General features: G+C 38.6%; 22 protein-coding genes. 8 read left to right on the top strand and 14 right to left on the bottom strand.

Annotation, left to right across the window (positions count from 1 at the left end; all coding sequences use genetic code 11):
• Positions 1 to 5: 5 nt before the first annotated feature.
• Both dapF and IW492_RS06620 read right to left on the bottom strand, forming a co-directional pair.
• Positions 6 to 977, bottom strand: coding sequence for a diaminopimelate epimerase (dapF, locus tag IW492_RS06625; protein ID WP_202066795.1), 972 nt, complete (start codon positions 975 to 977; stop codon positions 6 to 8).
• 129 nt (positions 978 to 1,106) lie between these two features.
• Positions 1,107 to 1,709: a superoxide dismutase gene (locus IW492_RS06620; RefSeq protein WP_202066794.1), complete on the bottom strand. Its 603-nt coding sequence runs from the start codon at positions 1,707 to 1,709 to the stop codon at positions 1,107 to 1,109.
• 498 nt (positions 1,710 to 2,207) lie between these two features.
• Between IW492_RS06620 and ispG the strand changes: the two genes are divergently transcribed.
• The 3 genes from ispG to IW492_RS06605 all read left to right on the top strand — a co-directional run bounded on the left by ispG (position 2,208) and on the right by IW492_RS06605 (position 4,785).
• Positions 2,208 to 3,299 (top strand): flavodoxin-dependent (E)-4-hydroxy-3-methylbut-2-enyl-diphosphate synthase, encoded by a 1,092-nt coding sequence (gene ispG, locus IW492_RS06615; protein WP_229441559.1) that lies wholly within the window; start codon positions 2,208 to 2,210, stop codon positions 3,297 to 3,299.
• A 99-nt stretch (positions 3,300 to 3,398) separates the two neighbouring features.
• Positions 3,399 to 4,352 (top strand): phosphoglycerate dehydrogenase, encoded by a 954-nt coding sequence (locus tag IW492_RS06610; RefSeq protein WP_202066793.1) that lies wholly within the window; start codon positions 3,399 to 3,401, stop codon positions 4,350 to 4,352.
• A 154-nt stretch (positions 4,353 to 4,506) separates the two neighbouring features.
• Positions 4,507 to 4,785, top strand: coding sequence for a hypothetical protein (locus IW492_RS06605; RefSeq protein WP_202066792.1), 279 nt, complete (start codon positions 4,507 to 4,509; stop codon positions 4,783 to 4,785).
• A 128-nt stretch (positions 4,786 to 4,913) separates the two neighbouring features.
• Here IW492_RS06605 and IW492_RS06600 read toward each other — a convergent pair whose 3' ends face one another.
• Positions 4,914 to 5,849, bottom strand: coding sequence for a glycosyltransferase family 2 protein (locus IW492_RS06600; RefSeq protein WP_202066791.1), 936 nt, complete (start codon positions 5,847 to 5,849; stop codon positions 4,914 to 4,916).
• 271 nt (positions 5,850 to 6,120) lie between these two features.
• Between IW492_RS06600 and IW492_RS06595 the strand changes: the two genes are divergently transcribed.
• Positions 6,121 to 7,611, top strand: coding sequence for a helix-turn-helix domain-containing protein (locus IW492_RS06595; protein ID WP_202066790.1), 1,491 nt, complete (start codon positions 6,121 to 6,123; stop codon positions 7,609 to 7,611).
• Positions 7,612 to 8,677: 1,066 nt separating this feature from the next.
• Here IW492_RS06595 and IW492_RS06590 read toward each other — a convergent pair.
• The 8 genes from IW492_RS06590 to nox form a co-directional block, all read right to left on the bottom strand.
• On the bottom strand, positions 8,678 to 8,986 hold the full coding sequence (locus tag IW492_RS06590) for a HesB/YadR/YfhF family protein (RefSeq protein WP_202066789.1): 309 nt from the start codon (positions 8,984 to 8,986) through the stop codon (positions 8,678 to 8,680).
• Between the two features lie 62 nt (positions 8,987 to 9,048).
• Positions 9,049 to 9,714, bottom strand: a complete 666-nt coding sequence (locus tag IW492_RS06585) for a potassium channel family protein (protein ID WP_202066788.1) — start codon at positions 9,712 to 9,714, stop codon at positions 9,049 to 9,051.
• 111 nt (positions 9,715 to 9,825) lie between these two features.
• A complete protein-coding gene (locus IW492_RS06580) occupies positions 9,826 to 10,458 on the bottom strand; it encodes a response regulator (RefSeq protein WP_202066787.1) in 633 nt (210 codons plus the stop codon).
• Positions 10,433 to 11,536: a sensor histidine kinase gene (locus IW492_RS06575; RefSeq protein ID WP_202066843.1), complete on the bottom strand. Its 1,104-nt coding sequence runs from the start codon at positions 11,534 to 11,536 to the stop codon at positions 10,433 to 10,435. The genes IW492_RS06580 and IW492_RS06575 overlap by 26 nt, the downstream gene beginning before the upstream one ends.
• A complete protein-coding gene (gene liaF, locus IW492_RS06570) occupies positions 11,536 to 12,270 on the bottom strand; it encodes a cell wall-active antibiotics response protein LiaF (protein WP_202066786.1) in 735 nt (244 codons plus the stop codon). Before liaF ends, IW492_RS06575 begins: the two co-directional genes overlap by 1 nt.
• A gap of 1,195 nt (positions 12,271 to 13,465) precedes the next feature.
• Positions 13,466 to 13,939, bottom strand: coding sequence for a transcription elongation factor GreA (greA, locus tag IW492_RS06565; protein ID WP_202066785.1), 474 nt, complete (start codon positions 13,937 to 13,939; stop codon positions 13,466 to 13,468).
• Between the two features lie 239 nt (positions 13,940 to 14,178).
• Positions 14,179 to 15,606 carry an endolytic transglycosylase MltG gene (gene mltG, locus IW492_RS06560; RefSeq protein ID WP_236671817.1) on the bottom strand — a complete coding sequence of 476 codons (1,428 nt, stop codon included), beginning with the start codon at positions 15,604 to 15,606 and terminating at the stop codon, positions 14,179 to 14,181.
• Between the two features lie 186 nt (positions 15,607 to 15,792).
• Positions 15,793 to 17,124: a H2O-forming NADH oxidase gene (gene nox / locus IW492_RS06555; protein WP_202066784.1), complete on the bottom strand. Its 1,332-nt coding sequence runs from the start codon at positions 17,122 to 17,124 to the stop codon at positions 15,793 to 15,795.
• Between the two features lie 240 nt (positions 17,125 to 17,364).
• Here nox and IW492_RS06550 point away from each other — a divergent pair, with 240 nt between their 5' ends.
• Complete coding sequence (locus IW492_RS06550; RefSeq protein ID WP_202066783.1) at positions 17,365 to 18,561, top strand: hypothetical protein; 1,197 nt, start codon at positions 17,365 to 17,367, stop codon at positions 18,559 to 18,561.
• 149 nt (positions 18,562 to 18,710) lie between these two features.
• On the top strand, positions 18,711 to 19,199 hold the full coding sequence (locus tag IW492_RS06545) for a hypothetical protein (RefSeq protein ID WP_202066782.1): 489 nt from the start codon (positions 18,711 to 18,713) through the stop codon (positions 19,197 to 19,199).
• 553 nt (positions 19,200 to 19,752) lie between these two features.
• Here IW492_RS06545 and IW492_RS06540 read toward each other — a convergent pair.
• Positions 19,753 to 20,406: an HAD family hydrolase gene (locus tag IW492_RS06540; RefSeq protein ID WP_202066781.1), complete on the bottom strand. Its 654-nt coding sequence runs from the start codon at positions 20,404 to 20,406 to the stop codon at positions 19,753 to 19,755.
• 164 nt (positions 20,407 to 20,570) lie between these two features.
• On the opposite strand from IW492_RS06540, the gene IW492_RS06535 reads away from it, so the two are divergent.
• Together IW492_RS06535 and IW492_RS06530 are read left to right on the top strand one after the other, a co-directional pair.
• Entirely contained in the window at positions 20,571 to 21,542 is a 972-nt protein-coding gene (locus IW492_RS06535) for a ring-cleaving dioxygenase (RefSeq protein WP_202066780.1), read from the top strand.
• A 31-nt stretch (positions 21,543 to 21,573) separates the two neighbouring features.
• Entirely contained in the window at positions 21,574 to 22,194 is a 621-nt protein-coding gene (locus IW492_RS06530) for a flavin reductase family protein (protein WP_202066779.1), read from the top strand.
• A 49-nt stretch (positions 22,195 to 22,243) separates the two neighbouring features.
• Here the strand turns inward: IW492_RS06530 and IW492_RS06525 are convergent, their stop codons facing one another.
• Together IW492_RS06525 and IW492_RS06520 are read right to left on the bottom strand one after the other, a co-directional pair.
• A complete protein-coding gene (locus IW492_RS06525) occupies positions 22,244 to 22,603 on the bottom strand; it encodes an iron-sulfur cluster biosynthesis family protein (protein ID WP_202066778.1) in 360 nt (119 codons plus the stop codon).
• A 66-nt stretch (positions 22,604 to 22,669) separates the two neighbouring features.
• Positions 22,670 to 23,167, bottom strand: coding sequence for a gamma carbonic anhydrase family protein (locus IW492_RS06520; RefSeq protein ID WP_202066777.1), 498 nt, complete (start codon positions 23,165 to 23,167; stop codon positions 22,670 to 22,672).
• Positions 23,168 to 23,298: the final 131 nt, after the last annotated feature.

Here is a 23,298-nt window from a genome sequence, read left to right as displayed (position 1 = left end):
AAAAATTAGTTTTGCGCCAAAAACTCTTTGTAAGCTTCCTGCTCCCTGGTTTCTTCAATCATAAGCTTCTCGAAATCCCTATACATGAAATCAGCAATGGAACCTTTAATATAATGCGTAATCGTTGCATTACCTATTAATTCCATCCAGTATCCGCCGTCACTGTTTTCATGAACAACCGTCTTAACCAGCCCACCTGCATTTCTCACCGTAATTCTCTGGTAAAATATTTTCGTATAAAGCAGTGTATACATCAAACTGCTGGCGCACATCGCTGTTCCGCAGGCACTTGTCAGTCCGACACCTCGTTCAAAGGTACGCACAAACAATTCATTTTCTCTCAAAATTTCAACGAAACTGACATTGATGCCATCGGGAAATATCGGATTTGTTCCATTTACATATGCAGCTATTCTTTCCAGCTCTCCGTTTTCCAATTCCTCATGATCTACAAATGCGATCATGTGGGGATTTGGAACTGATACCACAGAAAATTTGATTGTTTTTGACAGCTCCGGAATAATTTCATCAATTACTGTCTGCTGAGAATAATTCATGGGAACAGCTTCTTTCTCAAAGCTGACTGGAGAGATCTCCACTTGATAAGCAGGAACATCTTTTGAAAAATCATCTGTTCTTCCGACTTTTAATTCTGCAAACATCGTCTCAACTGTAAAATATTCCTGATTGTACTTTTCAGTCAAATATCTTGCTACCGTTCTCAGACCGTTCCCGCACATACTCGCTTCACTGCCATCACTGTTAATGACCCGCATTTTCGCCAGACTTGTACCTTTGTTTACTTTCCCAACAAACAGAATGCCATCTGCGCCGCCCAATAGTCCGTTATTCCGATCACATAGTGATTTCCTCAACTGATCAACTTCTGTATGAACCAATGGCTCCAGCAAATCTATTTCATCCAAGATAAAAAAATCATTTTCAGAACCATGAACTTTCTGTAAAGTAACATCCATTTAAAGAAGCCTCCCTCTTAAAATTACACTCTAATTACTAGTATGCCATAAAAAAAAAGAGGAGAACAGTAATTTCTTTACTGATTCTCTCTTTTTTATGATCATTACACTTTTGTCTTAAATTTGCAATTATTTTGTAAAATATTTGTTTATTTTGTCCCAATTTATAACATTCCAGAATGCCGCAATATAATCCGGGCGTACATTTTTATATTTCAAGTAATATGCATGTTCCCAAACGTCCAATCCTAAAACAGGAGTTTTGCCTTTCATTAAAGGAGAATCCTGATTTGGTGTAGACATAATTTCAAGCTTGCCGTTATTAACAACCAGCCAAGCCCAACCAGAACCAAAACGTCCTGTAGCAGCTGCTTTGAATTCTTCTTTAAACGTATCAAAGCTTCCAAAAGCCTCATCAATTGCATCTTTAATCGCACCAGTCGGCTCACCACCGCCATTTGGACTCATAATTTCCCAGAAGAATGAATGGTTCGCATGTCCGCCGCCGTTGTTTCTAACAGCTGTACGGATATCTTCAGGAATACTGTCAATTGCAGCGATTAATTCTTCTACAGATTTTTCACCAAGTTCAGGATATTTTTCAATCGCAGCATTTAAGTTTGTTACGTAAGTATTATGATGTTTATCATGATGCAAATGCATTGTTTCTGAATCGATATTTGGTTCCAATGCATCATAAGCATAAGGTAAATCAGGTAAAGTGTAAGTCATGGCAAATCTCCTCCAAAATCAATGTTTTAAATTCTCTACATCACTAAGCATATCAAATTTGACAGCAACCTTCAAAGTAATTGCCTGCAAGTTACAAGGAAATTTCACTATATTGTATTTAACGATCGTTTTTTGCTCAACGCTTAATTGAATAAGGCAGTTCGGTTAAAGATAATCTAGCCAAATTTTAATTGACGGTGTTTAAAGCTGCTTATATACATCTTGTTTATTTCGTTCAAAAAGTTGAGTTATCAATCTTTTCCTATTCTTAGCAATTTTTTAAACATTTTTATAGCACTTCTTTCTGCAGAATATGATAGTATAGTTTATTAGAAAATAAACTACTATTTCATGCATTTATTACTGAAGGATTGAACAGACAAAAATTTCGACATAAAGACAGCCTCTGTTTTTCATTTCTGAATAAACATTTAACAGAAAAAAACTCTGGCTGCAGAAAATTAATTTAGCTTTTGGAACAGCAAAGGAGAAAACAAAATGAGCAAGATTACCCATCGAAAAGATACACGTCCGGTAAAAGTAGGGGATTTAACGATTGGCGGAAGTAATGAATTATTCATTCAGAGTATGTGTACAACGAAAACACACGATATTGAAGGAACCGTTGCCCAAATTTTGGAACTGGAAGAGGCCGGCTGTCAGATCGTTCGTGTAGCAGTTCCAGATGAAGCTGCAGCCAACTCATTACAAGCTATTAAGGAACAGATTCATATTCCTTTAGTCGCTGACATTCATTTTGATTATCGTTTAGCCTTAAAAGCCATTGAACAAGGCGTTGATAAAATTCGAATCAACCCTGGAAATATCGGTCGAAAAGATCGAGTGGAAAAAGTTGTAACTGCCTGCAAAGCCAAAGGAATTCCTATTCGAATTGGTGTTAACGCTGGTTCACTGGAGAAGAAGTTTCTTCAGCAATATGGTTACCCAACTGCTGAAGCAATGGTTGCCAGTGCAAAAGAACATATTCAAATTCTGGAAGATCTGGACTTTTACGATATTATTGTTTCATTGAAAGCCAGCGACGTAAATCTTGCCATTGAAGCGTACAGCCTTGCTGCTGAAAGCTTTGACTATCCTTTACATTTGGGCATTACTGAAGCCGGCACCCAATTTTCAGGCGGAATCAAATCAGCTGCCGGTCTCGGCGCACTGCTTTCTCGTGGTATTGGAAATACCTGTCGTGTGTCTCTTTCAGCAAATCCTGTTGAAGAGATCAAAGTTGCCCGCGAAGTATTGAAGGCATTTGGTCTGGCCAGTAATGCAGCCACATTGATTTCCTGCCCTACCTGCGGACGAATTGAAATCGATCTGATTCCTATCGCAAATGAAATTGAAGCGTATATAGAAAAAATTAAAGCGCCGATTAAAGTTGCTGTTTTGGGATGTGCCGTGAATGGTCCCGGAGAAGCCCGCGAAGCGGACATTGGGATTGCCGGCGGACAGGGAAAAGGTATGCTCTTTAAAAAAGGAAAAATTATTCGAACCGTTCCAGAAGAAATCATGGTTGAAGAATTGAAAAAAGAAGTAGATCTGCTTGCTGCAGCATATGCACGCGGAGAAGAAATCTAAAAAAACGAATGAGGTTTATGTCTATACTGGATGTAAATCTCATTTCTTTTTGTTCTCCTCAAACTTTGATACAATTGTAGCTTAGAGGAGCTGATTCATATGACAAAACCTGTTATCTATTTACAGGAAAAATTAAAACCGGAACAGATTGAGCAAATCAAAGCAGTCAGTAACGATTATTTAGTCATTGATTCTACTGACGAAGACACATCATTCAATAAAGAAGACATTGTCATCATGCTTGGCTGGAATCATTCATTTGGACCAGAGCTGTTAAAAAATCCAAACAGCAGACTGAAATGGGTACAGTCTATTTCCGCTGGCGTTGATTCTTTAGATCTCCAGACATTTTCGGAAAATGAGATTCTTCTGTCGAACGCCGGCGGGATTCATAAAATCTCGATTGCTGAGCATGTACTTGGCGTTCTGTTAGCTGAATTCAGAGGTCTGCGAAGAGCCATCAAGGCTAACTCTTGGACAAATCGGGAGGGTGAATTCAAACAGTTATCTGAACAAAATATGCTGATTGTCGGAACCGGACAGATTGGGCAGCAGCTGGCATCCTTCGCTCAAGCTATGAAAATAAGGACATACGGTATTAATTCGACCGGACATCCTGCTTCTGGCTTTTCGGAATGCTACTCGCAAAAAAATCTAAGTAAAATTGTCAAAGATATGGATATTGTTGTAAACATCCTCCCTCTCACAAACAAAACATATCATTTATATGACGAAGAAATGTTTCAGGCAATGAAAAAGGGTACCATTTTTGTGAATGTCGGTCGAGGACCATCTGTTAAAACAGAAGCACTCGTTGATGCTCTTCAGAGCAACCAGATCAGTTTTGCAGCATTAGACGTTTTCGAGAAGGAACCGCTGCCCGATAACCACCCATTCTGGACAATGGATAACGTTCTGATTACCTCTCATACATCAGGAATCACACCGAAGTTTAAACAGAAGCTGACGGACATATTCCTAACGAATCTTACGAGTTTCGTTGAAACAGGCAAGTTGAAAAAGAATCAGATCAACCTTGAAAAAGGCTATTAAATACAAGAAAATCAAACTTTTTTGAACTTAAAACGAGTCTGGTCAGAAATAGTTCCCAGACTTAGAACTTTTGAAAAATTTAAGTACATGGCAGAACAGAGGTAAAAAGCTTTTTTGTTGACTGCGGTTACTCGGCATATTTAAGAGCTTCCCAGTGAGACGGGTAAATGCAGGAGCAGAGTTCTTCGTGCGACGAGTAATCGCAGGAGCAGAGTTCTTCGTGCGACGAGTAATCGCAGGAGCAGAGTTCTTCGTGCGACGAGTAACCGCAGGAGCAGAGTTCTTCGTGCGACGAGTAACCGCAGGAGCAGAGTTCTTCGTGCGACGAGTAACCGCAGGAGCAGAGTTCTTCGTGCGACGAGTAACCGCAGGAGCAGAAGTCTTCTGCCCCAAGAACCAAGTAGGTATCAATTCACAGCTATTCATTTTATGACTAGTGTTCCTTGACAATTTTCGGATATTCCGACTTGTTGTCATAAATCACTACAATTGACTTGTCAGAGTAGATGATGCATGTTACCTGCTGAGTGCTTGGAGCTGAACACTTCTGTCCTTACCTCTTTATTTATCATTATCCTTTTCTGTCTCTTTAACAATAAAGACCGGTCGTTTTTTTGTTTCCATAAATATTTTTCCGATATATTTACCGATGATACCTAAGCATAAAAGCTGCAGTCCTCCAACAAAAAGAAAGATACAAACCATGGAAGGCCAGCCACTTGTCGGATCGCCATACATCAATGTTCGAAATAAAATAACCATCATCGTAATGACTGAACCAATACAGGAAAATGCCCCAATGTAAGAGGCGATATTTAAAGGCACCTCAGAAAAATTGATAATTCCATCAATTGAATAACTTAACAGGCTCCAAAATGACCATGTTGTTTCTCCAGCCACCCGTTCTCTATTTTCGTAAGATAAATACTTTGTATTATAGCCAACCCAACTGAAAATCCCTTTTGAAAAGCGATTGTACTCCGTTAATTCTAAAATACTGTCAACCATCTGTCTCGTCATCAGACGAAAATCTCTGGCACCATCCACCATCTCCGTCTCACCGATTCTATTAATCAGCTTATAAAATAGTCGGGCAAAAAAGCTTCGAATTGCCGGCTCTCCATCTCTTGTTGTTCTTCTGGTTCCAACACAGTCAATATCTTCCGTTTCAATCATCTGAACCATCTGCGGCAGTAAATCGGGAGGATCCTGAAGGTCTGCGTCCATCACTGTAATTAAATCTCCTTTTGCAGCCTGCAAGCCTGCAAACAACCCCGCCTCTTTCCCAAAATTTCTTGAAAAAGACAAATATCTCACCCGGTCAGGATATTGCTTATGCAACGCTCTCAGACAAGCAAGCGTACGATCTTTGGACCCATCATTGACAAAGATATATTCAATCTCATGCGTGAGCCGTTCTCTAATATTTTCTACCTCTTTAAAAAAAGAAGGAATTGCTTCCTCCTCATTGTAACAAGGAACAACAATTGATATCATCCTTTTTCCTCCCACTGAATTTCTGTTTCCTAATTATATCATATTATGCTTTTCCCGAACAACGGGCATTAAATAACAGACTACCTTTTATTGAAATAAAGATAATTAGCAATAAAATTTAAAATAACCGAACATTTTCTAGATTTTTTATTTATAAAAAAACATAAATATTCAAAAATTCTCTTGTAATTCTGATTTTCCCTGTTTATTATGTTGTTAATAGGGTCGGAAAAATTTTTAACTACCCAACTTCACCGCAAAGGAGATAATTATGCTAGAAACGATTGCTTTAGATGACTTCGCTCGAAAAAAGTTATCCATGTTTCATCAGTTGTTGGAATTGGATGATGGTATTTATTCCACTCGCCACTTCAAACAATTTACTGAACTTTCATACGCCAGACTAGTATCCTTGTTCGCTGAAATGAACGATGATCTAAATCAACAATCTAATATAGCTTTATTGACTGATGAAGGAAAAATCATGATAGAAAAAGAAGCGCTTATTCAAATTTCTTATGAACAGTACCTATTTCAGGAAAGCATTGCGTATAAATTTTTATTTGCTTCACTTTTTGAAAAGAATTATCGGCTTGAAGATTTTTGTGAAAAAAATTTCATAAGCCGTGCCTCTGCCCTGAGAAAACTGCAGCCGCTCATTAGCTATATTAAAAAGTTCGATATCAATATCAACTGCTCAAAAATGAAAATAACAGGAAATGAAGCAACCATTCGTATCCTCTATTTTAACTTTTTTTGGCTGACTTCTTTTGGAGAAGATTTTTTCACCGTTTTAAATGAAGAAAGACGTGGACTTGAATTATTTGATTCTGAAGACAAACAATGGATGACTTATGTTGAACCTAGACAATGGTTTTTATTAATCTCAATCAATCGCCTGCGTATAGAAAAAGGCTTCTATTTGGGAGTGACACCATTTGATCAGCTGATTTATCCGGAAACAAATTTCTCTTTTTTAGAGGAACTGAGGGTGCGTGGCGTTACAGAAAAACATCGTTTAAGAGAACGTGATTTTCTGTCGTACATGCTGTTTTACTGGAACCCGTTCTTGCACGCTAATGATCCACGACTCACCTATGTAAAATCTTATATGCTTGATAATCACCATCCGTTAGGTGAGCTAATCAATCAATTTCAAACATTTTATATGGGGTTCCTTGATGGAATAACTCTAAGTGAAGAGGAATCGGACTTATTACACGCTAATATTTTCACAACATTCCTAAATCACGCCAGTCGTGAAGCTTCACTGCCCTTATCAGTTGACTTTTCCTATGAACTTTTCAAGAAGAATCATCCGCTGTTTGATCCATTGTACGAAAAGATTCAAGATTATTTAGTGAAGGCTTCCCAAAGGTCTCAGTATGTTTGGATTAATAATTGTTTGAATCATTTAGTTTACAGTTGTACATTATTTTTACTGCCTTTCTATGAAAAGAGTAAAAATAATCATCAGCTGCATGTAGGCGTCATTCTTTTTCAGAATGCGATGGTCTCACAATCCCTTTCTAGATTTTTAGCCAAGATTCCTTTTGTTCAAGCCGAACTAATTACGTCCTCTGCAAAGGAGGAATATGATTTTTACATAGCCACCTCTCCCTTACTTTTATCAAAGAATACACGAAGAAAGGGTAACTTTAAACTGATTGCCTTAAATGAAATGGAGAATTATCAGGCCATTCTTCTATCCAGCCTGCTGGAAAAATATGAAGAAAAAGTAAATACATTTATGGCTGGCTGAGCAGGTGGAAATAGATACATATACACAAAAAGGGCCTGTGACATTAGTATGTCTGAGACCCCTAAATCCACATAAACAGTGTTCCAGTCTTTGTATGATCCGAGCATTCTTACTTGCCCTTCAGACATGTGACGAGCATTCGTAGAAGCGTAGGAACAAAGCCCCTCCATGCTTCGAGGATCGGAACGAAACTTCAATTCTTAGCGGCTCTGCCGTTTAGAAATTGATGAGATCGAAACGAAGTCCTTCAATTCTTAATGGCTCTGACATTTAGAAATTGATGAGATCGAAACGAAGTGTAGTGTAGTGAGAACCGAGGATGCAGAAAAACGGATACAGTGTAATGTTTTGTCTTGAGAATCGTTAGACTCGTAGAGACAGCAGTTCTTCTACGCTACGCATACAGTTCTTCTACATCAAGTGAGCTAGTTTCATTCAAGGAATACTTACCGAAACTACGCATACCATTCTGCTAAAGTACGAATATAAGCAGAAGTGGCAAAGTAGAACTAGCACTGGTCGGTCCTAAACTGTGCCGAGTAATCGCAGGCAACATCTCGGAAATAAGTCGAACGATACTGAAAATATGAGTAGCTTCATGAAGGTATCCATTCACAGCTATTCATTTTATAAATAGTGTTCCTTGACAATTTTCGGATATTCCGACTTATTGACATAAATCACTACGATTGACTTGTCAAAGTAGATGATGCATGTTACCTACTTGGTTCTTGAGGCAGAACACTTCTTATACGCAGGTTCTGTAACCTAATGATCGGTGCAGATCTTTTTGTGCAACGAGTAACCGCAGGAGCAAGCTTTTTGTGCGACGAGTAACCGCAGGAGCAAGCTTTTTGTGCGACGAGTAACCGCAGGAGCAAATAAGTAGAACGATCTAGTTTGTCCCTCAAGGTTAACTTGGAGAAGAACCTCAATAAGCGATCGACCTACAAGCTCTTCTGTCCTCTTTAGTATGACAGGAAATAGCATGTAGGTTGATCGTTTTTTATTTTCATTCTGTTTGGTGTGGGCGATAGCCCTCATGAGTATTTGTCACAAACTCTTTTTACACGTTAAAGTCTTTGTTCTTTTCAAATAAATATTTCGGCTCATCCAGCTTCTCATCATAATCAACAACCAGATCATAGCCCTTGAAAAACCAGTCATCCGACTCCTCTACAAAATAACGGCGCCCCTCTACATCTGTCTCAACCAGAGGTGTTTCAGGAGCTTCCACAGATAATCCTACTGAAAATCCTTCATGAACATCCGTTTTCCCATAAACCTTTCCATAAAAACGAATGCCTTTTCCGGATTCAAGATCAATTTCTTCCTCAAACCACTGCTGAGCTTGCGGTGTAACAGTTAATTTCATCTCTATTCCCTCCCTACCTGAACATTGTAGCATAGAAGGGATTGTTTCCTAACAGAAAGTGCTTATTGACTCATTTTTTCATCCAGTAAATCCACATCAGCAGTGTTGCCGATTACTAGTAGATTATCATTTTCCTGAACGATTTCTTCTGCAGCCGGAGATGCAATGACTTCTGTTTGTGAACGTCGTATTGCAACCACAGTTAAACCAAACCTTTGACGAAAATTTAATTCAGCTAGGGTCTTATTATAAAATTTTGGATTTGACACATGAACTTCTGCCAAAGAAAATTCATTGGAAAGATCAATATAGTCCAGTATATTTCTTGAAACAAGCTTATGTGCTAACCGGATTCCCATATCCCGTTCCGGATGAACAACAGTATCAGCGCCGATTTTTTCCAAAACGCGTGCATGATAGGAATTCACTGCCTTGGCAAGAACATTGGCTACGCCCAGTTCCTTCACCATAAGGGTCACGAGAATGCTCGCCTGAATATCTTCACCGATTGCAACAATAACATGGTCAAAGTTTCGAATCCCCAATGAACGCAAGGTCATTTCATCCTGCGCATTAGCAACAACAGCATGTGTTGCAATATTCATATATTCGTTTACACGGTCTTCATTACTATCAATAGCCAATACCTCTTGACCGGATTCCACCAAAGTCTGACAGATACTGCCGCCAAATCGCCCTAACCCAATTACTGCAAAATTTTGTTTCATGATTGTCGTCTGCTCCTAATAATAGATTTACCCTATGTACAGCAGCTAATGATTACTCATTGTCACTGCAAAATTGCTTTTAAACAGTCTAAAACAAATCCTCTTAAGATATTATTTTGTCAGCTGATGTTGGAATGCATAAATGGTTGCTTGTGTCCGATCATCCACGTCTAGTTTGGCTAGAATATTGGAAACATGGGTTTTTACTGTTTTCAGTGTAATAAACAGCTCATCCGCAATTTCCTGATTACTTTTACCTTTCGCAATCAGCAATAAAATTTCAAATTCACGATTCGTCAGATCATCATGTAACACCGGCTCTTGTTTTTTTATCAGCCGCTCCATCATTTTTGTTGTTACTTCCGGTTCCAATACACGCTCACCGCGGAATGTCGCTCGAATGGCATCTGCAATCTCATGCGCTGTTGATGTTTTCAGGAGATATCCGGCTGCTCCGGCTTCAATAGCAGGATAAACCTTCTCGTCATCTATAAAACTGGTGACAATAATAATTTTGGCTTTCGGCCAGTCTTTTAAAATTGCTTTTGTTGATTCGATTCCATCCATTTCGTCCATGACCAGATCCATTAAGATTACATCCGGCCTCAGTTCCAATGCTTTTTCGTAACCGATTTTTCCATTCTCCGCCTCACCAATCACTTCAATATCATCTTGAATAGATAAGTAGGAAGAAACACCTAAACGCACCATTTCATGGTCATCTACCAACATTACTTTGATCATCTGCAAGTTCCTCCTTAATAACGGGTACCTTAATCTCCACGCTTGTTCCCTGTCCTTTAAAGCTGATAATTTTTATTATGCCGCCCATACCGGCAACACGTTCGCGAATGTTCTTTAGCCCATAGCTTCCAGCCTTATTCTCATTTTCATTCATATCAAAACCGACACCGTCATCCACTAATCTCAACAAAACATTTTCACCTACCTGATGCAGATAGACTTCCAGTTCCTTGGCTTTCGCATGACGCAGTGTATTCGATAAAAGCTCCTGAACAATCCGAAACAGATGATCCTCAATATTGTTATTCAAACAAACATCTTCAACATCCCATGTCAGTTCAATTTTAATTTTGGTCTTCAGTTCTGTAAGCAGTTGTTCAATTCCTTTTTTCAAGCTCTTTCCTTCAAGGTTCACTGGTCTCAAATGGAGCAGCAATGCTCTCATTTCAGATTGAGAAGCATTAATCACATCGCCGACAATTGCCATTTGTTTTTTTACTGCTTCTGATGTGCCGTTCTTTTGTGCCTGTTCATTCAATGCAGAAATCATCATCATTGCACCAAATAATTGCTGACTGACTGAATCGTGTAATTCCCTTGCCAATCTATGACGTTCTGCTTCCAGAATTTCTTCTCTGGTCTCTCCATCTACCAGTTGAGGCCGACTGTTAAGCTGTTGCAGCTCTTTTGACATATCAACCAGCTTTTCACGAACTTTTCGAATATCATCATCAATATCACCAATATAGCTGTCATTCTCTGCATGAGCAATCTGTTTTACCAACAGCGGACTATCATAATTTCCTGCTACCAGCAAACGCAGCTTTTCTTCAATTCTACCATATTGTGCCTTCTGAACAATAGTGATTAACACAAAAGTCAACAGTCCCACCAGCAGAGAAATCAGCAAAATATGGAAAAAAATCGGAATATAGAATACCTTTCTACGGAAAAGCTCCATCAACCAGTCTTTTTGGTTGATGGAATAAAGATATGAATATAGGGTAAAAAGTACGACTAAAAAAGTACTGAACGCTGTATACAGCGCAATCATCTGTCTGGAGATTTTCCCAGCCATCATACACGAATCACCTCAACATCCCCCACCAAGGTATTTGTAAGGATTTTCAAGCGTCTTGGATTGCTGTCGTAACTGTCGCTGTATACTTTCAGAGATTCGTTTTTCAGATGATATTTTTCATTCTCAAATGTTACATTCCCCAAAAAGGTTGAATGTTCCAACAGGATATCTACACCAAGAGGAACTAGAACTCGGGTGCGTCCAAATCCTTTTCTTACTATAATGACATTATCGTCTTTCGGCAATAATGTGTTACCTAAATCAATAATTGTATCTCCGGAGAGAATATCTATGTTTATATCATCCCATTCGTACACGTTACTGCCAATCCGTTCATTGGCAAACCAAGGTCGTTTGAACCTGCGGCCGTTTTTACTTTCAACATTAGTTGTTTCGATAATCATCATTTGCTTTTTCTTCCACGGTGCCCGCTGAGTAAGGTCAATTCCTGAAATCTCCACACCTCTGAGTCCAATAAAAAGAATGGCGAAAACCACCATCAACCACACTGCCGGACTGTTAATCAGACTAATGAAAATTAGGATGATTCCCGTAACTAAAACAAAATTGATGAGTCCGCTTTTATGCCCTCTTCTTCTTGCTGAAAAAAAGACGCTTAAAACACCCAATATCAGTAAAATAAGAAGTGGTGTATTATGTATAATCTGCCATAGAGCAAAGACAAACAGCAATGCTTCTACCAGAATAAAGGATCTCCATGGGTTATTCATTTTATTTTCCCCCTTTCTATCAACAGTATATCTTTAATTCAACTTTAATAGTAGTTGCTTTGGAAGGATTTTACTATAGGTCTTTAGCCCGAATTTTAACTGAATACAAGCAGAATAGAGGACTTTTCAAAATTTTACCCGGCTGCTTCAAACACTCAGACCAATATTCAATCACGCTTTTCTACGCTGCAATTTATAACTCTGTATTTTATGACTATTGATGAGTTGCACCAATGTGCACTAACAATGAACATAAGACCGCTAAAATAATAAGACAAAAAATATCCCATAGGCTGATTTAATATAAACCAAAAGGGACTATGACATAAGTATGCCTAAGTCCCCTAAAGCTGAGTAAACAGTGTTCCAATCTTTGTATGATCCGAGCATTTGTAAGAAACGTAGGAACACGTTCTTACATGTCCTTCAGACATGCTTCGAGGATCGAAACGAAGTCCTTCAATTCTTAGTGGCTTTGCCATTTAGAAATTGATGAGATCGAAATGAAGTGTAGTGTATTGTTTTGTCTTGAGAACCGTTAGACTCGTAGAGACAGCAGTTCTTCTACGCTACGCATACATACTACATCAAGTGAGCTAGTTTCATTCAAGGAATACTTATCGAAACTACGCATACCATTCTGCTAAAGTACAAATATAAGCAGAAGTGGCAAAGTAGAACTGGTATCTCGGAAATAAGTCGAATACTCTCAAAAATACGGAAAGCTCCAAGTAGATATCAATCCACAGCTATTCATTTTATGACTAGTGTTCCTTGACAATCTTCGTATATTCCGACTTATTGACATAAATCACTATGATTGACTTGTCAGAGTAGATGATGCATGTTACCTACTTGGTTCTTGAGGAGGAACACTTCTGCTCCTGCGATTACTCGTCGCACAAAAAGCTTGCTCCTGCGATTACTCGTCGCACAAAGAACTTGCTCCTGCGATTACTCGTCGCACAAAGAACTTGCTCCTGCGATTACTCGTCGCACAAAGAACTTGCTCCTGCGATTACTCGTCGCACAAAGAACTTGCTCCTGCGATTACTCGTCGCACAAAGAACTTGCTCCTGCGGTTACTCGTCGCACAAAAAGCTTGCTCCTGCGGTTACTCGTCGCATGTAGACATTTGCTCCTGCGATTTCTCGTCGCATGAAGAAGCTTTGTCACTACCTCTAAACATAATCTCCTAGCTCACTTTTGTGATCTTGACTTGCATATCTCCACCCGGAGTCGAAATTGTGACTTCGTCTCCCAGATATTTTCCAATCAATGCCTGTGCAATTGGTGAATCATTTGAAATTTTTCCAGAAAAAGGATCTGCCTCAGCACTTCCGACAATCGTATATTCTTCTTCTTCTCCATCAGGCAATTCAATAAATGTGACTGTTTTACCAATAGATACTTCATCAGAATCAACGCCATCGTTGTCAATGATCTCTGCAAAACGAATCATATTTTCCAGCGTTGTAATTCTTCCCTCTACAAAGGCTTGTTCATCCTTTGCAGATTCATATTCAGAGTTCTCAGACAGGTCACCGAAGCTGCGCGCAATTTTAATACGCTCAACAATTTCTTTTCGTTTAACTGTTTTTAATTCCTCCAACTCCTGCTCTAATTTCTCTTTTCCTTCAAGCGTCATAGGAAATACTTTTTCTACCATAATAATTCTCCCTTACGAACTTACTACAATCTATCATGTACCATTCTGTGTTCCCCAAAAATATGGGGGTTATCAGTAATCCACAAAAGATTACCACGGTTTTCTAAAATTGTAAATAAGAATCCATTAATTTTTTAATTTTCGTTACTTAAACATTCTAACGCTTTCATAAATATACCAAAGCGAAACGAGCCACACCATAATAGTCTGACTCGTAAAATATTACTCCAAATCTTGAATTAATCACTTTTTTCGGTACTGTTGTTTACATATTTGTCTACGAATTCCTGATGTTCTTCATAGGTTTCTGCAAAATAAACTTTTCCGGTTTTTATATCTGCTACAAAATAAAAATAGCTGTTTTCTTCCGGGTTCAGTACTGCTGCTATTGCCTGTTCACTTGGACTATCCATTGGTCCTGGACCATATCCGGTATTTCTATACAGGTTGTATGGCGAATCTACTTCAAGATCTTTGTAGGTCACTAACTCTTTATGTTCTCCTAAAGCATAGAGAATAGAAATATCTGACTGTAAAGGCATATTGGCTGCAATCCGGTTAAAGAAGACCTGAGCAATTTTTCTGCGATCGCTTTCCTCCACCCCTTCTTTTTCAACCAAGGAAGCCAATGTCAGAACTTGCTGATTGGTCATTCCTTTTGCATTAACTGCTGCTGCATATTCGCCAATTACACTGTCTGTTTTTGCAATCATCTGATCTACAAAGTCTTCCAAGGATACGTCTTTATAGTAATCATAGGTTGCTGGGAACAGGTATCCTTCCAGCCGATATCTTACACCTTCTGCTTCTGCTGCACTTCCAAGCAAATCCGGATATTTGGCAAGCATTGCATTGAAGTAGTCTTCGTTCTGCATCAATGCAATAAAATCATCTTTTTTGTAATCAGTATTTTCTTTTATTGCATCTCCGATTTTATCAATATCGTATCCTTCAGGAACAGTTACTTTCCCGTCAGCGATCTGCATTGGTTCCGCTGTTCCGCCTTCTCTAAGCAATCCGCCTACTTCATCCAATGTCATATTTGGAGCCATTTGATAATAACCGGCCTGAAAATCTGCTAAATTCTTAAACTTAATATAGTAGTTAAAAACCATTCCGCTTTTAATTACTTTATTTTCCTCAAGAATAGCAGCAATTTGCTTATTTGAAGAACCAGCTGGAATATAGACCTGTACTAGATTATTGTCGTTTTTATCTAATGGCTGCAGCCCTTCATCTACATATTTATAGAAGGTAAATCCAAAAATTGCAATCACTAAAATCAAAACAGAAATTACCAACAGCACAATACGATTTACTAGGCGATCTTCTTTTTTCCGGGTGCGTTTGAAAGAATCCGCTCTGTTGTCTTTATTTTCAGAAGTACGATGCTGCTCATCGTCATTACTGTTATTTATTGGTTGTTGCTCAAATCCCTGTGAAGCTTCTACTCTTGAATAGCTTTGAGGAGCTTCTTGTTGATTAGACTCCCAATCAGATGAGCCAGAGGTATTTACTTGAGAATGCTCCTCACTCTGATTCTGATATTCATTTCCAGAAGAAGACATGTGATCATCCTCACTGCCGTCAACTCTCATCGAGCGTAGAATCTGCTCTTTGAAGGAAGAATCAGAATGATCTTGATTATTTTGGTTATCGTTTGCCAAAATTAATCCTCCTTACTTTCTACATAACTTCTATTAACTCCAACCATTATACATGAAAGTCTTTAAAAATTAAACTTTTTTAGAAAATTGTCTGATAACTTATAATTCTTTTACAATTTTAGATGAAAAAAAAACAAGATAGGAAAATTACTCTCCCTGTCTTGTTAAATAACCGGTCATTATCCCTTATTCAGCACTTAATGCCGCCATTGTAATATAGTTGTATGGTTGATTAAAGTGCGGCAGGAAGAAGATATCCAACAATTTCAGCTTATCAATTGTTACACTTTCCTCCACCGCCAGCGAGAACATATGAATTCCCATTGAAATGTCTGTGTAAGAGGCCATTTGGGCACCAACTACTCGACGGGATTCTTCTTCATAAACGATACGGATTTTCACTGTATTGTTTTCTGACATAAATCCTGGTTTTTGTGTATCTTCAAATTCTGTATATTTCACTTTAAATCCGGCTTTTTCAGCTTCCTGAACAGTCAGCCCTGTAGATACCATGTTATAGCCGAAGATGGAAATTCCGTTCGAACCCTGTACACCAATTGCTTCAAGAGGTGTGCCTGCAACATTATGCGCACCGACAATGCCTGAACGAACCGCATTTGTTGCCAAAGCAATATACGTTGTATCTTGAACTGCGTTGGAATAAATAGTTGCACAGTCTCCCACAGCATATACGTCTGGATCACTTGTCTGCTGATGATTATCCACCAAATATGCGCCATTGATAAACAGCTTCAAATGATCTTTGCCAAGCTGATTATTTGGCTTAAAGCCAATTGCGTTAATCACCAGATCAACCGGATATTCCCCTTTGTCTGTCACAATTGCTTCTACTTTGTCTGTCCCCTTATATTCTTTTGCCAGTTCATTGTAATGGAGTTCAATCCCATTGTCTGACAGCACCTTATCCATATCGTCTGTAAACCATTTATCATAGTAATTAGGCAGACACCGTTCTTCTGCATCGAATAAAAGAACATTTTTTCCACGGCGTTTCGCTGCTTCTGCAATTTCCACTCCGATATAACCTGCACCAATGACTGCAACAGTATTAATTTCAGATTGCGCCATAGCTGCATCTACTGTCTGTCCATCCTGAAAAAGCTTTAAGAATTCAACATTTTTTAAATCTTTTCCCGGAATATTGGGAGAAATAGGTGCCGAGCCTGTTGCCAAAATAACTTTATCGTAAGTTTCAGCAAATTCTGATCCATCCTTTTTCTTACAGTAAACAACTTTTTTATCAAAATCAATTTTATCAACCGTTGTTTCCATATGAATGGTTGCACCTTTAGCTTCAAACTCTTCTTTCTTCGTATAAAAAAGATTTTCATAAGAATCAATCTGACGACCTACCCAAAGAGCTGTTCCACACCCTAAATAACTCAAGTTTGTGTTCCGATCAATCATTACGACTTCCTGATCCTTGTAGTTGTCCAACAGTGTGTTTGCCGCTGCTATCCCTGCATGATTTGCTCCAACAATGATTGTTTTTGACATAAAAATCCCCTCCATTTCATAATAGGTACTGTTATTCCATTATACCGCAATGTAAGGGGTTACGCTCATCAAATTATCTAAAATTCCTCAAAAACTTTGAGAGATAGCGCACAAATTATTGATTTTTAGGAGAAACCTTCAAGTAAAGAAGGACTAAAAAAAAAATAATTTCAAAAAAAGGATATAATTTTCTTTAAATAGCTAGTAAAATAGAGATACTGTAAAAGGAGGAAATTAAAAATGAAACTAAAAAGAATTGGGTTAGGTATTCTAACTGCTGCCTTTGTTTTTACATTGGTCGGCTGCAGCAATGATCCGCAAAAAGAGTTTGTAGATGCACTATATTCTACAGAACAGAGTACATTCAATGCTGCAAAATTTGAAATGAGCATTGACAATATTGATTTTTCAAGTGATGAAGACGACAGTGCCTATACTGCCATGATGGTCAGTCAGTTGGAAAATATTACAGTTGACGGCAGTTATGCTTTGAATCAGGATGATGAAACAATGGAAATGGAGATGAACCTGAACGCTTTGGGTCAAACACTGCCATTACAATTTGTCATTCAAAAAGAGAAAATGTATTTATCTGCAAGCTTTTTCTCAGGTGCTGTAGATATAGCCAACGCACTACAGTACCCGATTGACATCAGTGCTTCTGATCTAAAAAAACTGGATGGCAAATATATTGATGTTGGTGAGGTCGGTTCAGAATTTACCGATGGTGCATCCAGCAGCTCTGACGTTGCTGCAGCTGCCGGCACAGTAAACGATAAAGAACTACAGGATAAACTGCGTAAATTGATGGAGTCATTTGATAAAAAGACCTTTACTAAAAAGGATGATGTAATTACACATATATTCACTAAAAAAGAGATCACTCAAATTGCAGAAGTAATTATGGAATCTTTGGAAGACAGCAAATCAGGAAAAACAGATAAGTCATCCGTTGATATTACGGAGATGTTCTCAGAAGGACTTGAAGACCTTTCTGTAGAACTCAGTATCAACACAAAGAGCAGTGCGATGTCTTATAAATTTAATATGGTTATTAAAGACGAAACTACAGATATGGACTTGACTCTGTCCATGAAAATGACTCCTCAAAAAAATACTGAAAAAATTAGTGTGCCTTCTAAAAAGAATGTTCTGACTACGGATGAATTTGATGCGATCATCAGCTCTATTTATGGTTCTGCTATGGGAAGATCAGCTGATTCAAGTTACTACGATGACCTCTATGGAGATCTTTATGAAGATGAAGATTATGCATTTACCGACGAGGAATTTGACCAGCTGATTGAATCAATTGAGATGTATCCTGAAGAAATTACACAGGAGGATGCCGATGAATTGCGGGACAGCGGTTCTCTGATTTTCAGTAAAGATCAGATGAAACGCTTAAATGAAGCATTAGATAAGGCGTTACTATAAAGAGCATACAACAAAAAGACTGGCAAAGTCATATACAAACTTGACACAGCCGGTCTTTTTTCATTAAAATCTACAATTCTACATTTAGGAGACAAAATTTATTATAAAAAAACTGCGAGTTTTTAAAGCCGTCCGGAGGGCATTTCCAAATGAATACCACAGATTATTACGAAAAGATACAAAAAATACAAGTGCACAAGACCAGTGAGTTTCGGTACCAGAAATTTACTGCAATTTCCAATCAAATTTTTTCTCAGGAAAATAGTCTGGAGATTATCGTTGAGCTTTCAGAGAAACTGGCAGGAATTCCTACAGAACTGCTCCTACTGCAAAGTCTTCCACATTTTATGAATTTTACGTTTGATCATTACCAAAAGCTCTACCAGCTTCTGGAGAACAAAGAACTGGCTGTTTATCGTATTTCTCGTTTTCTGCTTACCTATGGAAATGCCAGTATGGAACAATTAGCATCCTTCGGTATGGATTCGAATATTACTATTCCCAAACCTGTTCATCTATTTTTAAGTAACAGTCAGACAACAGATGAGCATACAAAATTAAAAATGCTTTGTGCAATGCAAAATGTTTCGCTTACGGATGTATTAGCGTTCCAGAAGAAGCTTGCAACGTACAAGTAAATTTTTTCAGTCACGCCCTAGTGTATTGACCGAATTAAACCTAAGTGATACTTTTAATCCAAGAAACGTGCAGCCAGCACGGGAGCAACTCGGCAAAAAATGCCGATTTCATCCCTAACTGGAGTCAAACTAGCTATAAAAATTATAGAAACAGCTGCTAAATCGAGTCAAATCAGCTGTAACGATCCTTGTAAAACAGCTGTTATTTCCCTTTGACACTTCGGAAATTCTTGACCATTCAATCTTTTCGTTTTTCACTAACTCAAACATAGCTCCCATCATTTCTTGATAAGAGAACTTTCTCCTACCAGATTGCTCTTATTTAACAGCAATAGAGTGGATGAATGTACGGACAAAACATTAGGGCGTGTCTGAAAACTCAAGCGGCGAATATTTTGATGATTTATATAGAACTCATCGTCATAAATACTCGCTTATGAACCACATAAGCTGCGTTTTCTTCCTTGATTTCAACAAAAATCACTGAAAAATTCGAATGCCACTAGCTTTTCAGACACGCCCTAGTTACTCATATAACTGCTTCGTTGAATATTTATTCTGCTTGAGACAGCCACTCATAAATCTTCAGCGGTGTTTTTGCCAAGTATATTGTTCCAGCCTTCATCAATTCTTCTGCATCCCCATAGCCGTAAAGCACGCCTAAGCCGGGAAGCCCGTTTTCTTCTGCTCCCAGAATGTCGTGCTCTCTGTCGCCAATCATTAGAGCCCTTTTTCTCTCAATCATCCCATTTTCCAGAGCATAATGAATAACATCTGCTTTTTTAGTTCTGCTGCTGTCCATACTGGCCCCATAAATCTCTTTAAAATAGCCTGATAAGTCAAAATAGTCTAAAATTTTTCTGGCAAATTCTTCCGGCTTAGAGGTAGCAACGTACAGCTGACAACCTTTATCCCGCAATGTTTCCAGCAGTTCCTGTACTCCTTCATACACAACATTTTCAAAAAGCCCTTTCTCTCTGAAATACTCGCGATAATACTGCACAGCTTTATCAGCATCTTTTTCAGTCAATTCAAATTTTTTTATAAAGGATTCTTTTAGAGGTGGGCCTATAAACGGAAATAATTCACTCTGTTTCGGTACTTCCATCTCCATTTTCTCCAGTGCATAAGTCACAGAATTCAGAATACCCTCTCCTGAGTCTGTCAGTGTACCATCCAAATCAAATAAAATCGTATCGTATTTCATTGGTTTCCCTCCTTTTTCTTTCTTATCCTAGCATACTTTTCATTAAGGAACGATATCAGCTCGAAAGAAAGTCGTATCAGTTGCTTTTATTCAGGTTAGCTCTTATACTTACTTTTAGTAAGTTCGTTATTTTTAATAAAAAAATACATTTGGAGGGTTTACCTATGGATACAAAAATTAGAGGATTACATCATGTTACTGCAATGACTTCAAGTGCTGAGAAAATTTACCGCTTCTTTACAGATATTTTAGGTCTGCGTTTAATAAAGAAAACCATCAATCAGGATGATATTGAAACCTATCACTTATATTTTACTGATGATTTAGGGAGTGCCGGAACAGATATGACCTTTTTTGATTTTCCCGGAATTGTCAAAGGAACAAAAGGAACAGATTCCATTTCAAAAACTTCATTCCGTGTAAAGAATGATGAAGCATTAAGCTATTGGATTGACCGCTTCAACAAACATAAGGTGGAGCATGGTGAACTGCAGGAACGCTTCGGCAGAAAATATGTAGAATTTGAAGATTTTGATGAACAGCGTTATCAGTTGATTTCAGACGAAAATGATCATGGCACAGCCCCCGGCACTCCATGGAAAAATACCGATGTACCGGTAGAGTATGCTATTATTGGCTTAGGGCCTGCTTTTGTAACCGTTGAAAATTTTGAACATATGCAAACCGTTTTAGTTGATGTATTGGATTTTCAGTTAACAGGTGCGGAAGGCAGCTTTCATCTTTTTGAGGTTGGCGACGGCGGTAATGGCGGCAGTATCATTGTGGAGCATCGGGAGGACCTGCCAAAAGCTTCACAGGGCTTCGGGAATGTCCATCACCTGGCATTGCGCGTTGCCGATGAAAGCGCACTGAAATTCTGGATCAATCGAATCAATCAGCTGAAATTCCCAAATTCCGGATTTGTGGAACGTTTCTATTTCCAATCCGAATACTTCATGGCAGCGCCTCATGTATTGTTTGAGCTTGCTACAGATGGTCCTGGATTTCTTGAAGACGAAACCTATGAGCATGCAGGAGAAAAATTATCCTTACCTCCGTTTTTAGAACCAAGACGAAAAGAAATTGAAGAGTTTGTACGACCTTTTGATACGTCAGATGCAAATACGCACAGATAAAAATTACAGAAAACAGCGAGGAGGAAGCCACATGCTTCATTTTCCAAGTAAGCAGCTTTCAAAGAAGCAGCAGTATAAATTTCTATCCGGCAGTATTATTCCCAGACCGATTGCCTGGGTTACTACATTGAACAATCAGACAAACGTTATCAATGCTGCACCGTTCAGCTTCTTTAATGCTGCATCTTCTGATCTCCCTTTAATGACTCTGGCTATTTTGAGAAAAGAAGGAGCAATGAAGGATACAGCCCGCAATATCTTGCAAAATGAAGAAATGGTAATTCATCTGATTGACCAACAGATAGTAGAACAAATGAATCTGACAGCAGCTTCTTTACCTCCAGATCAAAGTGAACTGGCAATGAATCAGATCAAAACAACACCCAGCCGTTCCGTTTCAGTTCCGGCCATTAAAGCTGCACGCTTAAGGATGGAGGCCAGACTTTATCAGCATATTCCTCTGAAAAATCGTGAAGGCAAACCAATCACTGATCTGATTGTCGCAGAAGTAACAGATTTTTATTTTGATGAGACATTATTTGACAGTGAAAAAGAGTATGTACTTCCCGAAAATTTCCACCCCATTGCACGGCTGGCCGGCAGCAGCTATGCAGAACTTGGAGAAATTTTTGATATAGAAAGACCAAAATAAAAAGAAGAATGGCAGGCAAACTCATCTGTCATTCTTCTTTTTTTGCTGTTTAACTGCGCATAATCTCTGGGCGCAAATCCATAATTTCCACATGTCCGTCCAGTAATCCGCTGGAGCTGTTCAATTTCAGCACCTGCAGTCGCTTATCCAACTCCAGTGTCATTTCTTCATCAAGATATCGTTTGGAATACTCTTTGACAGGAATTTCTCCTATCGTACTGTCGATCACTGTATCATAATCTTTTTTTGACTGGTCCTTGTCTATAATAAGAAAACGGAAACTGGTGTCCAATGAACAAATGCCTACTTTTGAGTATTCTCCCACGCCGTCATTCATATCCAAAAGAATTTCTCCATCGCCTCTATACTGCAGCTTTGCCTGTGCCTCGTCTGTCATTTTTAAAAACATTATTCTCCACTCCCCTCTGCTCTTATTTTAGCACCTCCCATAAAAAATACCGATTAGTCCGCTCTTCTATTTTACTGTTCTAGGATAGCTTCCGGCTTGATGCTCTCTAGCCAGTTTAATATAGTATTCTGCATTTTCTTTATTTTTGGCAATCTCTTCTTCTGTTAAAGTACGAATCACCTTCGCCGGCCGCCCGAATGCCAAAACACCTTCTGGAATAACCGTTCCTTCTGTTACCAGCGAGCCTGCTCCGATTAAACTGCTTTTTCCTATTACAGAGCCATTCAATAAGATACTGCCCATTCCTAGCAGTGCTCCGTCCTGTACTTCACAGCCATGAAGCATACACTGGTGCCCTACGGTAACATACTCACCTATTCGAACAGGAAAATTCGGATCAACATGAATAACTGAACCATCCTGAATATTACTGCCTCTGCCAATTGTTATTGTTTGATTATCCCCTCTTAAAACCGCCTGATACCAGATACTGCTATTCTCACCCAGCTGAACATTGCCGCAGACATCTGCACTGGCTGCAATAAATCTTTTTTCTTTTGTCATACAATCTCCTCTTTTCTATCCCCAGTATAGCAAATTCAGAAAACCTGCTGTATAAGAAGTGCTTCACGAGCTCGTTCAGCTTTCAAGAAATAGCCGCTCGAGAGATTATAGCGATAATTTTTTGAGCCTTA

Origin of the sequence: Enterococcus sp. BWB1-3 (assembly GCF_016745275.1) — a bacterium.
In the GTDB taxonomy this organism is placed as follows: Bacteria; Bacillota; Bacilli; order Lactobacillales; family Enterococcaceae; genus Enterococcus_L.
This window is presented reverse-complemented; position numbering and strand designations above follow the sequence as displayed.

Excerpts from the sequence above, each read along its gene's own strand:
- dapF (WP_202066795.1), bottom strand. The coding sequence starts at position 977 with ATGGATGTTACTTTACAGAAAGTTCATGGTTCTGAAAATGATTTTTTT.
- IW492_RS06620 (WP_202066794.1), bottom strand. The coding sequence starts at position 1,709 with ATGACTTACACTTTACCTGATTTACCTTATGCTTATGATGCATTGGAA.
- ispG (WP_229441559.1), top strand. The coding sequence starts at position 2,208 with ATGAGCAAGATTACCCATCGAAAAGATACACGTCCGGTAAAAGTAGGG.
- IW492_RS06610 (WP_202066793.1), top strand. The coding sequence starts at position 3,399 with ATGACAAAACCTGTTATCTATTTACAGGAAAAATTAAAACCGGAACAG.
- IW492_RS06600 (WP_202066791.1), bottom strand. The coding sequence starts at position 5,849 with ATGATATCAATTGTTGTTCCTTGTTACAATGAGGAGGAAGCAATTCCT.
- IW492_RS06595 (WP_202066790.1), top strand. The coding sequence starts at position 6,121 with ATGCTAGAAACGATTGCTTTAGATGACTTCGCTCGAAAAAAGTTATCC.
- IW492_RS06590 (WP_202066789.1), bottom strand. The coding sequence starts at position 8,986 with ATGAAATTAACTGTTACACCGCAAGCTCAGCAGTGGTTTGAGGAAGAA.
- IW492_RS06585 (WP_202066788.1), bottom strand. The coding sequence starts at position 9,714 with ATGAAACAAAATTTTGCAGTAATTGGGTTAGGGCGATTTGGCGGCAGT.
- IW492_RS06580 (WP_202066787.1), bottom strand. The coding sequence starts at position 10,458 with ATGATCAAAGTAATGTTGGTAGATGACCATGAAATGGTGCGTTTAGGT.
- IW492_RS06575 (WP_202066843.1), bottom strand. The coding sequence starts at position 11,536 with ATGGCTGGGAAAATCTCCAGACAGATGATTGCGCTGTATACAGCGTTC.
- liaF (WP_202066786.1), bottom strand. The coding sequence starts at position 12,270 with ATGAATAACCCATGGAGATCCTTTATTCTGGTAGAAGCATTGCTGTTT.
- greA (WP_202066785.1), bottom strand. The coding sequence starts at position 13,939 with ATGGTAGAAAAAGTATTTCCTATGACGCTTGAAGGAAAAGAGAAATTA.
- nox (WP_202066784.1), bottom strand. The coding sequence starts at position 17,124 with ATGTCAAAAACAATCATTGTTGGAGCAAATCATGCAGGGATAGCAGCG.
- IW492_RS06550 (WP_202066783.1), top strand. The coding sequence starts at position 17,365 with ATGAAACTAAAAAGAATTGGGTTAGGTATTCTAACTGCTGCCTTTGTT.
- IW492_RS06545 (WP_202066782.1), top strand. The coding sequence starts at position 18,711 with ATGAATACCACAGATTATTACGAAAAGATACAAAAAATACAAGTGCAC.
- IW492_RS06540 (WP_202066781.1), bottom strand. The coding sequence starts at position 20,406 with ATGAAATACGATACGATTTTATTTGATTTGGATGGTACACTGACAGAC.
- IW492_RS06535 (WP_202066780.1), top strand. The coding sequence starts at position 20,571 with ATGGATACAAAAATTAGAGGATTACATCATGTTACTGCAATGACTTCA.
- IW492_RS06530 (WP_202066779.1), top strand. The coding sequence starts at position 21,574 with ATGCTTCATTTTCCAAGTAAGCAGCTTTCAAAGAAGCAGCAGTATAAA.
- IW492_RS06525 (WP_202066778.1), bottom strand. The coding sequence starts at position 22,603 with ATGTTTTTAAAAATGACAGACGAGGCACAGGCAAAGCTGCAGTATAGA.
- IW492_RS06520 (WP_202066777.1), bottom strand. The coding sequence starts at position 23,167 with ATGACAAAAGAAAAAAGATTTATTGCAGCCAGTGCAGATGTCTGCGGC.